Genomic DNA, 11,846 nt, shown 5'->3' with positions numbered 1-11,846 from the left:
AACTATCATTGTATATGTTTCCACTTAGGATTTTGATTACAGAAGATGATCATGTGTCAGCGCTATTGCTTAAAAAAGCACTTGAAAAAAACAATCACCAAATCATAGGGATATCGGATTCTGGTGATAGAGCGCTGGAAATCTTGGCCGAAAACCCAGCAGACATTGTCATGATGGACATCAATCTCGCAGGGGAGCTTGATGGCATCAAGACCACTGAAATCATCAATGAAAAATATGATATCCCAGTAGTGTACTTGAGTGCAAGTTCGGATGCGGAAACACTCACCAAAGTGGTGGGTACCAATCCAAGTGCCTACGTGATCAAGCCCTTCAATATCCGGGAGTTGAACATGGTGATCGAGTTGGCCATTTTTAAGGACCGGAAGGAAAAAGAACTTCAAAAGCTCAACAATGAGTTGGAGGAAAAAGTAAGACAGCGGACGGCCGACTTGCATGAAGCCAACAAAGAATTGACCAGAGCATTGGAGAAGGAAAGGGAAATCGGTGAGTTAAAATCAAGAATCGTGTTGAACGTTTCGCATGGTTTCAAAACTCCTTTGACCTCCATCTTGAGCTCTGCCCAATTGCTTCAAATGTATGCAGAAAAGGACCATCCCTTCAAAATAAAAATTGCCAAACATGCCCAGAAAATAGAGAATTCAGTAAGAAGTCTCAACAATCTGTTGACCTCTGTCCTGTTTTTTGGCAAGGCAGATGCCAACAAGATTGATTACAAACCGAAGAAGATGTTTACAGGGGCCTTTATCAATGAAATTATCGATGTGGTCAAAGCCGGATCTGAACATGATGTTAAAATCAATTTGATGATGGGTAAAATTCCCAAAACCATCGTTTCAGATGTGGAATTGCTTTACCAAATATTCGAGAATCTGCTATCGAATGCATTGAAATATTCCAAGGATGGCCAGGAAGTCGATTTTTCGATCTGGGCCGAAGAGGGACATCTCAAGGCCATTGTCAAAGACAGAGGGATTGGGATACCAAAATCAGAACAAGACCAGTTGTACGACCGTTTTTTCAGGGCAAAAAACGTCGGGATAATCGAGGGATCTGGATTGGGACTTTCCATTGTCAAAAAAAGCGTCGATGTTTTACAAGGCGAAATATCCTTTTTAAGTGAACAAGGCAAAGGGACGACATTTACCCTTTCCATACCCATAAACAATTAATTTGATTATGCTTGCAGCAAAAAACATTGAATTCAATTACGACAAAGTCCGAAAATTTGAGTTTCCCGATATCCAAATGAAAGAAGGGGATGAACTTTTGATTTTGGGCAAATCGGGAAGTGGGAAAACCACCATCCTCAATATCCTTGGAGGGCTGTTGAAACCGCTTTCAGGGGAAGTCATCATTGGAGGCTCTTCCTTGTATCAACTCAAAGGAGCGAGTTTGGATAAATTCCGAGGAAAAAACATTGGCATCATCTTTCAAAAACCCCACATCTTAGCTCCTTTAACGGTGGAGGAAAATTTACGCTTGGCGAATTTTTTTGTGGGGGAGAGGGGGAAACAAAATGAGGCTCTATTGAGGGAATTGGGGATCTTCGAAAAGAGGAAATCAAAAATCAGCACCCTAAGCGAAGGGGAAGCCCAAAGGGTATCCATCGCAAGAGCACTGGCAAACAGCCCCAAACTCATCTTAGCGGATGAACCCACTTCCAGCCTCGATGATGAAAATGCCACCATCGTCATCAAACTTTTGCAGGAGCAGGCCAAAAAATTCCAAGCGGCCCTGATAATCGTCACACACGACCAAAGGGTCAAGAATTTTATTTCCAATCAAGTAATCGTGGGAGGTACATTATGAACATGTTGAAGTTAAGTTGGAAATACCTGATATTCAAACCTCTGAATACCGGCCTCAATATCCTGTTGCTGGCATTGGGACTGGCCATCATCACCGTGCTGATTTTGATTCAGGATCAATTTGAAAATAAAATGACCCAAGATGCCAAGGGAATCGACTTGGTGGTTGGGGCGAAAGGAAGTCCTTTACAATTGATCCTTTCCAGTATTTACCACATTGATTATCCCACTGGGAATATTGATTTGAAAGATGCTCAGTCCATTTCTAAAAACAGACTGATTAAAAATGTGATTCCTTTAGGAATGGGGGACAATTATGAAGGTTTTAGAATCGTCGGTACCAATCATGATTATCTGGAATTGTATACAGTGGCTTTTCAAGGTGGAAGCGCTTGGGAAAAACCTTTTGATGTGGTTCTGGGAAGTGAAGTTGCCAAAAAATTAAAGTTGAATTTGGGGGATAATTTCATAGGTTCCCATGGGATTGGAAGCAGCAGTCATGAACATGATGCCCATCCTTATCGCGTCACCGGGATTTTACAACCCAAAGGGAATGTGGTGGATAATTTGATACTGACAAGCATTGAATCCGTTTGGTACACCCATGATGAAGAACATGACCACGCCAAAATGGAAGCTTCGGTCAGCAAAACGGGATTCCCGTTAACGGAGGAAGATCGGGAAGTGACCTCATTGCTCCTCCAATACCGTAACCCAATCGCAGCGGTGCAACTCCCCCGAATGATCAATAGCAAAAGTGCATTGCAGGCTGCCTCACCTTCCTTTGAAATCTCAAGATTGTTTGAATTGCTGGGGGTAGGGGTGAAGGTGATTCAAGGACTGGCGATTGTCATCATTGTGATTGCCGGGCTTGGTATTTTCATTGCGCTCTTCAATTCCCTTAAAGAAAGGAAATATGATTTGGCAGTCATGAGAACTTTAGGAGCATCGAGTGGACAGCTGTTTTTGCATATTGTTTTGGAAGGAGTGATTTTGACTTTCCTTGGGGCTTTACTGGGAATTGCCATTGGGCACCTTTTCCTAGCCATACTCGTTATGCAAAATGAACAAGGCGTTTTGGGAGGACTTACGGCAGCTGTATTCCTTAAGGAAGAATTCCTGATATTGGCATTTGCGATAGGTGTGGGCTTTATTGCCTCTTTGATCCCTGCATGGACCGCTTATCAAACAGATATTGCCAAACAACTTACAAAATCGTAATTACGTGGCCTTATTATTACCCTAAAATTGAAAGAATAACCCAATATGTAATCAATACATTCTAAATCAGACAGTAAGAGATGAGTTTTAAGAGAAATTTAATAGTATTTATCCTGATATTTTCTTCGGGACTTGTCTGGGGACAGGCGACACCCAGCGTTTGGAAAGACCTATCGGAGGTTACCTATAAAATAGGGCAGGATGAATTTGGCGAGCTTTATCTTCCTGTTTTTGGGGATAAAATCAAAAAACTGGAAGGAAAAATGGTTGAGGCTGATGGATACATTATCCCCTTTGAAGGGATGTTTAAGCCTGAGCATATTATACTTTCTTCACTTCCATTGGCAGAGTGTTTCTTTTGCGGTTCTGGAGGGCCAGAGACGGTGATGGAGGTCATGTTGAACTCACCTATCAAATACACCTCTAAGCGGGTTAAAGTGAGGGGCAGGCTTACCCTCAACGACCGAGACCCCGAAAAATTAATGTATATTCTCAATGATGCGGTATTGCTGACGAATTAAAAAAAAAACTCCGGATTATCCGGAGTTTTTTTGTTCCATTTCCTGGAAAGCCTGGATCAGCTCCTTGGTGATCTTCCCCGGTTTTCCATTTCCTATTTGTCGATCATCGATTCGGGTGACAGGAAGTATTTTTTTGGTGGTACTCGTCATGAAGACCTCGTCTGCAGCCAATGTTTCGTCAAAGCCAATCGGCTGGATTTTGATGGATCCGCTCAATTCCAGGACTCTTTTTCTGGTAATTCCATGCAATACATTTTGGTCCGGGGTGAAGATTTCCCCGTTTTTAATCACAAAGATATTGCTCCTGGAACTTTCCGAAATCAAACCATTGTGATGGTAAATCACGTCTTCTGCACCTTCTTTTTTCCAATTGGAACTTAACCAAACAGGGAAGGTGTAATTTGTCGTCTTGATTTCTGCAAGTGCACGGACGTGTTCAATGCTGGAAAGCTTGACTCCATTGGTGTATTTCTGTTCCCCTGGAAACATCAAGTCCTCACAGAAAATGAACAAATCCCCTTTGGCAGGAGAAAAGTGATTGTCGGACATCCCTCCAGACAAGAGCATTCTGATACCTCCTTGTCGAAGATCGTTCTTTTCTATAAGTTCAAGGATGATGTTTCGGAGTGTTTCCTTGTTGAAGTCCAAAGGAAGATAGGTCTTTTGAGCCGAGCCAATAAACCTGTCCAAATAATCAGTCAGAAATAAAGGGACAAAATTTTCAGTCCTGAAAAAATCAAAGATTCCATACCCCCTGATCAACCCAATATCCATGGGATGAAGAGTGGCTTCGGAAGAGGGGATTATTTGGTTTCGGGCAAAGCAAAGTGGTTTCATAAAAATATTTAATGGTTTGAGGCTTATTATTTGAAGAAAACTATATATTTGCAATTATGTTGCAAGTAATTAAAAGATTATCCGCGCAATCTGCAGATGTATTGGGAATTTCAGCGTCCTTGTTATGCATGGTCCATTGTTTGGCATTTCCCTTGTTCATTTCCGTAGGCTATATTTTTCAACACGGCGAAGAACCGGGTCATGATCATTGGCATTTTGTGGATTATTTGTTTATTGGGCTTGCTTTGTGGGCTGTTTTCCATGCATCCAAAAATACACAATCCAAAGGGATTAAAATAGCACTTTGGATTGCTGTAGTTGTTTTTTCCATCTCAGTCTCATTGCATGATTTAGCCCCTTGGATGGTGTTTGTTTCAGTGGCCTCCTCCTTGGCATTGGTTATTTTTCATATTCTTAACTGGAAATTTCATCGAAAATGTAACGTTATAATAAAATAAATTCCTTTTTTAATTTAATTAATTCTAAATTGCAAGAGTTAATTAAATTGTATATGAATTCAAGTTTAAAATATTTGTTTTTTTATTTTTTATTTATTCTTTTTTCGTCTTGCAGTCCAAATGGTGAAGAATCCAATGACTTGCTTAAAGAAGAAGTCATCGCCATACATGATGAAGTGATGCCCAAAATGGGAGAGCTGAAATCCCTCCACAAAGAGATTTTGCTGAAGATAGATTTGCTCAAATCAGACTCATCAAAAAATGCGGCAGATATCCAAGAGTTACAGGTCTTGGCAAATAATCTTGATGCATCCTTTGAGGGTATGTTTATTTGGATGCGTCAGTTTAAATCCACCTATGAAGGAATGAACGAGGAAGAGATTACCCAATACCTACTCGAACAGAAAAAAATGGTCGAAAAAGTGAATCTCGACATCAAAAAGAATTTGGCTGAGGCCAAGTCGGAATTGGATAAATCCTGATTGTATCGTTTCGGTTTTATTTTTTCAAAAAAACCTCCACTTGTGGGATGCTGATTAATCCTTTTTCGTTTCCCCAAATATTGTACAAATAAGTGCTGATTTGTGCGATTTCAATGTTTGTCAGCTTGGGATTTGCAGGCATGGCCTGGTTGTATGAATTGCCATTTACCATGATTTCACCCTCCATTCCATTTTTTATCAATCGTACGGTTCTACCGATATCTTCAACCATGTAATCCGATGGATTCAATGGGGGGATCAATTTACCCAAACCTTTGCCATCATCTTTGTGACAATTGGCGCAGTGCTGTCCGTAAAGGAGCTTGCCTTCCAAGGCATATTGCATTACTTTAGTGTCTGAAATATGGGCAAGTGAATTTCCACTTCTGTCTGCCTCGGGTTTGCACCCACTTGACAAAACAAGCATTATTCCGATAATCAAAGCAAACTTTTCGTGTTTCATTCCTTTTTGGGCAATAGTTTTGGAATGTCATTCATCAATCGATTGACTTGATCTTCCTTGGTGCCGTCATAGATTCCCCTGATCCTCCCATTCTGATCAACGAGTACAAAGGCTCCCGAGTGAAGAAATCCCCCAGGTTCTTGTTGGTCTTCCATGGCTGTAGTCAGGTAACTGGTCTGTCCGATTTCAAAGATCTTCTCTTGGTCTCCAGTGAGGAAATGCCAGGTGGAGGCGTCTTCAATGCCCAATCTTTGAGAATAATCCTTTAGCAATGCCACAGTATCGTGTTTGGGATCTATGGTGTGGCTTAGGATTTTGAAGTCTGGATTGTCCTTGAATTTTTCATGTACCCGAAGCATCTGCGTCTTCATAACCGGACAGATGGTTGGGCAAGTAGTGAAAAAGAAGTCTGCCACATACACTTTTCCTTCCAAATCCGCATTGGTAATTGATATGCTGTCTTGGTTGAGAAAGGAGAATGCTGCGATTTTGTGATATACCGTATCGGTAACCGTCTTGCCTTCCATTTCAAATGAATCGACATGCCAATTGCCCAATATAGGGAGGGGTGTGCCTTTCTCGTTTTCTTTCTCCGTACAATTTGAGAAAAGGAAAAGGATTCCAAGAAGGCTGAATAAAAGCTGTTTGTTGTAGATCATGTAATTTTTTTCAAGAGTGTTTCAGGGATTCTTTTCCCTGATTCTTCTGTATAATTTTATGCCAAGCATCAATAGAATACCCAACCCGATCAATCCGACCAAGGCCCAAATCATATCCACCGTGTTTTTCAGGACAATTAGAAATACGATTGCAAAGAGCAGGAGGGTTGCGGCTTCATTCCATATACGTAACTGATTTGAGGTCCATTTGGCTATTCCTTTTTGCAATTCTTTGTATTGATAATGACATTTGATATGATACAGATAGAGTAAAAACACAAAAGCCAGCTTGGCCTGCATAAATCCCAACTGCATGTATCCCCATCGGTAGGTCAACACCCATATTCCAAAAACCAAAGTAAGAATCGCGGAGGGCCACGTTATACCAAGCCACAATCTTTTTGCCATCAGGTTGAACTGGGGGACCAATACCTTTCGTTCTTCTTCTGGTTTTTCCAAGGCCTCGGTCTGGTAGATGAAAAGTCTCACGATGTAAAATAATCCTGCAAACCAGGTAACTATAAAAATGATATGGAGTGCTTTAATGTATTCGAAAGCCATTGTGGTAATTTTCAGCTAAATTATGGCTTAATCTTCAAAGTACCTGAAAAACATGTCAAATAGATATCCTTTTTATGTAATTATATTAATAGTTGTTGCGCTCCTTTTCTGGATTGGTAAGGAATCCCTTACCCAACCTGGAGTGGGGGATCTGGAACTTGATTTTGAGGAAATGGCGAGCTTTCGAAATGAGAACAATACCGGACCTGTTCTTCGGGTGTATGCTGTATTTGCTCCTGATACTCTCTGGGATGTGATGCGCAAATATGGAGAATTTATGCCCCACACCAAGTACGGAAATACAAAGGTGTTTTTCTTTGGTCAAAAAAATGCAACACCCACAAAGGTGGGGCCTGATGAACCGTTTTTCGATATTTCTTATCAGGAGCATTGTATAGGGGTTTACGAAAAATCGGCGATGGGTCAAGAGCGTTTCAGGAGGTATCCTTTTCAATAAAATACTTACCTTCACATTCAAAACGAACAGGAATCAATCAACTTTTAAATTTTGAAACGAAAAGAAAGGCTTTCGGAAAGCGCCTATATTCAGGGGGTTTTGTCAGGTGATAGGGTTGTCCTGAGCAGAGCCATTACTTTGGTGGAAAGTACCCTTCCAGCAGATCAGGAATTGGCCGAGGCGGTGGTTTCAGGAATATTGTCCCACACAGGAAATTCCATCCGGATCGGCATCACCGGTGTCCCCGGCGTGGGAAAGAGTACGTTTATCGAGACTTTTGGGAAGATTGTTGTAGACAAAGGGTTGAAATTGGCGGTACTGGCCATAGACCCCAGCAGCCAAAAGACAGGGGGGAGCATTTTGGGAGACAAAACAAGGATGGAAACCCTAGCTGCCGACAAGCGGGCATATATCCGGCCCAGCCCGACAGGGAGCACCTTGGGCGGAGTGAGTGCAAGAACCAGGGAAGCCATGTTGCTTTGTGAAGCAGCGGGATTTGATGTCATTTTTATTGAAACAGTTGGTGTCGGACAGTCAGAAATCGCGGTCAGGGGGATGGTAGATTTTTTCCTGCTGTTGATGTTGGCGGGAGCAGGGGATGAGCTTCAGGGGATCAAAAAGGGGATCATCGAAATCTGTGATGCTTTGGTGATCAATAAGGCAGATGGGGACAACTTGCCAATGGCCAAAAGGGCCCAAAGGGAATATGCCAACGCTTTGCATCTTTTCCCCATACGGGAGAGCGGCTGGTTGCCCAAGGTGAAAATTTGCTCCGCAGTGGAAAAAACGGGTCTGGTGGAAATTTGGGAGATGATCTCTGAATATCGGGACTTGACCAAGGCCAATGGCTTTTATGATGCCAATAGAGCCGAACAAAGAGGGAACTGGATGCATGAGCACATTGGGTATTTGCTGAAAAACCAATTCTACCAGGATTCTCTGATCCAAGAAAAACTAAAAAAGAACCTACCCGCAGTCAAGTCAGGTGCGCTTTCCGCTATTGCAATCGCAAAGGAGTTGGTTGAGCTTTTTATGGAAGGGAAGGCAAAAAAATAAGTTGTTTATGCCTTAAGGTTTTCAATTGCCAATAAGGGTTTGCAATCAACTCCCTAACATCAATAAGACCTCATTTTGAATTTTTTCTTCAATTCTTCAACTGCATTTCTTAAGGTGGTATCGGTTTCGATCATGTCGTTTACAGTTTGAACGGCATGGATGACGGTGCTGTGGTCTCTTCCTCCAAAATGGTATCCTATGGATTTCAAGGAATGGTTGGTGAACTCCTTGGAAAAATACATCGCCACCTGTCTGGCGGTTACGATTTCCTTTTTTCTTGTTTTTGCCTTCAAGTCGTCCAGCTTGATGTCAAAATAATCCGAAACTGTCTTTTGGATAAAATCTATCCCGACTTCTGTTTCAATGTCCTTGACAATGTTTTTCATGATCGTCTTCGCCAGGGAAAGGTCAATCTCCACTCGGTTGAGTGAGGCATGTGCCAAAAGCGAAATCATGACACCTTCTAATTCCCTAACATTGGTATCGACGGTATAGGCCAAATATTCAATCACATCGTCGGGGATGAAAATCCCTTCTGATTGCATCTTTCTTTTGATGATGGCCACCCTGGTTTCAAAATCAGGCATTTGCAAATCCGCTGTCAATCCCCACTTGAATCGGGAAAGCAACCTTTCTTCCAATCCCTTAAGATCCCTTGGCGGACGATCCGAGGTCATGATGATTTGTTTTTTATTTTGATGAAGATGGTTGAAAATGTGGAAAAACATTTCTTGGGTTCGGTCTTTTCCTGCCAAAAATTGGATATCGTCAATGATTAAGACATCCACCTGCATGTAAAAATTGGTGAAACTTTTCACGTTACCATCCTTGATGGAATCCATAAATTGGTTCACGAATTTTTCAGAGGATACATAGAGCACAAATTTATCCTCAGGACCGTTTTTGATCTCATTTCCGATCGCTTGTACCAAATGGGTCTTTCCAAGTCCAACTCCTCCATATACCATCAAGGGGTTGAAAGAGGTGATTCCCGGTTTGGTCGCCACGGCAAATCCCGCCGATCTCGCAAGCCTATTACAATCCCCCTCTATATAGGTGTTGAAACTGTAATTTGGGTTCAGATTGGATTGAAGAAGCGTATCGCTGTGGAGGGATTGCATGTCAAATGGACTTCTGCTCTCCACCGAAAGTGGTGTTTTTTTGGTTGCATTGGAGGTGGTCCCTTGTGGAAAACTCACCACATATGGTTGGTTTTGGGAATTCCCTTTGTCCACGACCACTGCATATTCCAAACGGCCGTTACCGCCAAGGACGGATTTGATGGCCAATTTCAATACTTGCACATAATTGTCTTCCAACCATTCGTAAAAAAATTGACTTGGAACTTGGATCGTAAGGCTGCTTCCGTCTAATCTTACCGGATTAATGGGTCTAAACCAAGTTGAAAAGCTCTGCTCATTTACATGTGGTTCGATCACACGCAAACATTCATTCCATACTGCATTGGCCTCTGAACTCATTTAAACCGATAAAATTGTGTTGTGAAAAGTAATGATGAAACTCCCTGTTTTTCTTCAAGGGGATCAAATTTGGGGAAAATATATTTAAATAAAAAATCAATTTCTGCTTGACTTTCTAATAAATAGGCAGGTTTTGGCTGCTCGCATAATTTATTCTATTTTCTTTGGTAAACTCAAAATCCACTTTGCCCAATCGCAATGCTCCGGTTCCGGATTGATTTACCACCGTAGTAAAGCCCTGTGGTCCAATTATCAATTTTGGTTCATCCAAAAATGTATGTGTATGTCCTCCAATGATTAGGTCAATTCCCTCCACTTGAGCGGCCAACTTTAGATCATCTATTTTTTTGCTTTGGTAAGAATGGCCCAAATGAGACAGACAAATGATCAGATCACAATTTTTCGATTTCAATTCCTGAACCATTTCTCGGGAAACAGTCACTGGGTCAAGATATTTGGTGTCTCCATAATTTTTTGATGCCACCAATCCCTGCAATTCAATGCCCACACCAAAAACACCGATTTTTATCCCGTTTTTTCTAAAAATTTTGTAGGGTAAAAAAACATTGTTGAGGATGGTTTGGCTGAAATCATAATTCGAGGAAATAAAACCGAATCCTGCATTCGGGATTTGATCCAGAATTCCTTTCATGCCATTGTCAAACTCATGGTTTCCCAAGGTGGAAGCGTCATATCCCATCTCGTTCATGAGCCGAAGCTCAAGTTCTCCCCCATAAAAATTGAAATAGGGGGTTCCCTGAAAGATGTCGCCGGCATCCAAAAGCAGTATGTTGTCTTCTTCCCGACGGATCTTTTGAATGACAGAAGCTAGTTTGGTCATCCCTCCTTGATTTGCATTTCGTCCACCATCATTGGGGAAAGGCTCAATCCTTGAATGGATGTCGTTGGTATGCAGAATGGTTATTTTCCTGCTTCTTGCTGGAGAAGGAATCGCCGCCGCCATCAAACTGCCACCAAGGCTGATACTAGCCCCGGTTAAAATGCTTCTTTTAAGAAAATCTCTCCTTTCCATTTATTTGAATTTTTGCCTGCCTTCGATTTCAGCATCGAGCTTGATTCCCTTTGCCGTTTTTTCTTTTATTTTTTCCAGAATAAAATCCCGCAGTAAGATCGCGGAAGTTTCTTTTCTTGGCAAATCAATCAAAAATTCCATCTGGTCCCCGCCGTTGGCAAGGTAATCATTGATGGCCAGCAAGTAGTTTCTTCCCTCTTCCACAGGTTTCCCCTGCACGGTGAATTCGGTGAGGAGATCGTTTTCCGTAGCTATTGTCATCCCGTTGATGCCTAAAATCTTTTTTTCTGCAGCGAATTTTGCCAGCTTTTTGACATCATCTGCTTTGAGCTCCAGGATGTATAAGTAGTTGTCAAACGGAGAAAGCTCAAAGACATTTCGAAGTGTGATATTTCCTTCCGGGAGGATGTTTCTCATCCCGCCGTTGTTGATGATCGACATGTCCACCGGGTAGCCAAATGTTTCCTCCGCGTATTCTTTCTGGATATCCGCCACAAAGTTTCCCAACGTCGTTTCGCCTTTGCCCGCTTTGTTGAGTTCTTTTACGGTTTGACCAATCACGGTATTCATTTCAAGGTCAAGCCTTTCCTTGTAGGGGAGGATGATTTTGTCAAATTGGGGATGGTTTTCTACAGCGGCACTGATTGCGAAAAAGTCTGATTGATGGTTTTTGGTTAGCTTTGGGCTGCATTGGGATAGGCTGACAACAGCCAATATCAAAAATAATTGAAGGAAAAGAGGATGGATTCTCATGTCTTAATATGCTTTGAAATAATCGGTTTTGA

The 11,846-nt window shown here is 41.8% G+C and carries 15 protein-coding genes; 8 read left to right on the top strand and 7 right to left on the bottom strand.

Annotation, left to right across the window (positions count from 1 at the left end; translation table 11 throughout):
* Nucleotides 1-14: 14 nt before the first annotated feature.
* The 4 genes from F824_RS0120495 (at nt 15) to F824_RS0120480 (ending at nt 3,574) form a co-directional block, all read left to right on the top strand.
* Entirely contained in the window at nt 15-1,193 is a 1,179-nt protein-coding gene (locus F824_RS0120495; RefSeq protein WP_019599815.1) for a hybrid sensor histidine kinase/response regulator, read from the top strand.
* Nucleotides 1,194-1,200: 7 nt separating this feature from the next.
* A complete protein-coding gene (locus tag F824_RS0120490) occupies nt 1,201-1,833 on the top strand; it encodes an ABC transporter ATP-binding protein (protein ID WP_019599814.1) in 633 nt (210 codons plus the stop codon).
* Nucleotides 1,830-3,053, top strand: a complete 1,224-nt coding sequence (locus F824_RS0120485) for an ABC transporter permease (RefSeq protein WP_019599813.1) — start codon at nt 1,830-1,832, stop codon at nt 3,051-3,053. Before F824_RS0120490 ends, F824_RS0120485 begins: the two co-directional genes overlap by 4 nt.
* 80 nt (nt 3,054-3,133) lie before the next feature.
* Nucleotides 3,134-3,574, top strand: coding sequence for a hypothetical protein (locus F824_RS0120480; RefSeq protein WP_019599812.1), 441 nt, complete (start codon nt 3,134-3,136; stop codon nt 3,572-3,574).
* A 15-nt stretch (nt 3,575-3,589) separates the two neighbouring features.
* Here F824_RS0120480 and F824_RS0120475 read toward each other — a convergent pair whose 3' ends face one another.
* Nucleotides 3,590-4,411 (bottom strand): aminotransferase class IV, encoded by an 822-nt coding sequence (locus F824_RS0120475; RefSeq protein WP_019599811.1) that lies wholly within the window; start codon nt 4,409-4,411, stop codon nt 3,590-3,592.
* A gap of 56 nt (nt 4,412-4,467) precedes the next feature.
* Here F824_RS0120475 and F824_RS0120470 point away from each other — a divergent pair, with 56 nt between their 5' ends.
* Nucleotides 4,468-4,869: a MerC domain-containing protein gene (locus tag F824_RS0120470; RefSeq protein WP_019599810.1), complete on the top strand. Its 402-nt coding sequence runs from the start codon at nt 4,468-4,470 to the stop codon at nt 4,867-4,869.
* A gap of 53 nt (nt 4,870-4,922) precedes the next feature.
* Nucleotides 4,923-5,351, top strand: a complete 429-nt coding sequence (locus F824_RS0120465) for a hypothetical protein (RefSeq protein WP_019599809.1) — start codon at nt 4,923-4,925, stop codon at nt 5,349-5,351.
* Nucleotides 5,352-5,367: 16 nt separating this feature from the next.
* On the opposite strand, the gene F824_RS0120460 is transcribed toward F824_RS0120465, so the two are convergent.
* The 3 genes from F824_RS0120460 to F824_RS0120450 are packed head-to-tail and all read right to left on the bottom strand — an operon-like array spanning nt 5,368 to nt 7,034.
* Nucleotides 5,368-5,814 carry a c-type cytochrome gene (locus F824_RS0120460; RefSeq protein ID WP_019599808.1) on the bottom strand — a complete coding sequence of 149 codons (447 nt, stop codon included), beginning with the start codon at nt 5,812-5,814 and terminating at the stop codon, nt 5,368-5,370.
* Nucleotides 5,811-6,473 carry an SCO family protein gene (locus F824_RS0120455; protein WP_019599807.1) on the bottom strand — a complete coding sequence of 221 codons (663 nt, stop codon included), beginning with the start codon at nt 6,471-6,473 and terminating at the stop codon, nt 5,811-5,813. The genes F824_RS0120460 and F824_RS0120455 overlap by 4 nt, the downstream gene beginning before the upstream one ends.
* Nucleotides 6,474-6,494: 21 nt before the next feature.
* Nucleotides 6,495-7,034 (bottom strand): CopD family protein, encoded by a 540-nt coding sequence (locus F824_RS0120450; protein WP_019599806.1) that lies wholly within the window; start codon nt 7,032-7,034, stop codon nt 6,495-6,497.
* Nucleotides 7,035-7,086: 52 nt separating this feature from the next.
* Between F824_RS0120450 and F824_RS0120445 the strand changes: the two genes are divergently transcribed.
* Both F824_RS0120445 and meaB read left to right on the top strand, forming a co-directional pair.
* Nucleotides 7,087-7,491, top strand: coding sequence for a hypothetical protein (locus tag F824_RS0120445; protein ID WP_019599805.1), 405 nt, complete (start codon nt 7,087-7,089; stop codon nt 7,489-7,491).
* A 51-nt stretch (nt 7,492-7,542) separates the two neighbouring features.
* Nucleotides 7,543-8,547 (top strand): methylmalonyl Co-A mutase-associated GTPase MeaB, encoded by a 1,005-nt coding sequence (gene meaB, locus F824_RS0120440; protein ID WP_019599804.1) that lies wholly within the window; start codon nt 7,543-7,545, stop codon nt 8,545-8,547.
* A gap of 59 nt (nt 8,548-8,606) precedes the next feature.
* On the opposite strand, the gene dnaA is transcribed toward meaB, so the two are convergent.
* From dnaA to F824_RS0120425, 3 genes are all read right to left on the bottom strand, one after another.
* The gene (gene dnaA, locus F824_RS0120435) at nt 8,607-10,028 is read right to left on the bottom strand and encodes a chromosomal replication initiator protein DnaA (RefSeq protein WP_019599803.1); all 1,422 of its coding nucleotides are present in this window, start codon (nt 10,026-10,028) and stop codon (nt 8,607-8,609) included.
* 115 nt (nt 10,029-10,143) lie between these two features.
* On the bottom strand, nt 10,144-11,061 hold the full coding sequence (locus F824_RS0120430) for a bifunctional metallophosphatase/5'-nucleotidase (protein WP_019599802.1): 918 nt from the start codon (nt 11,059-11,061) through the stop codon (nt 10,144-10,146).
* A complete protein-coding gene (locus F824_RS0120425) occupies nt 11,062-11,814 on the bottom strand; it encodes a 5'-nucleotidase C-terminal domain-containing protein (RefSeq protein WP_019599801.1) in 753 nt (250 codons plus the stop codon).
* Nucleotides 11,815-11,846 lie beyond the last annotated feature (32 nt).

This window comes from Rhodonellum psychrophilum GCM71 = DSM 17998 (assembly GCF_000381545.1).
GTDB lineage: Bacteria > Bacteroidota > Bacteroidia > Cytophagales > Cyclobacteriaceae > Rhodonellum > Rhodonellum psychrophilum.
Note: the sequence above shows the minus strand (reverse complement) of the source record. Positions and strands in the feature narration are given on the sequence as shown.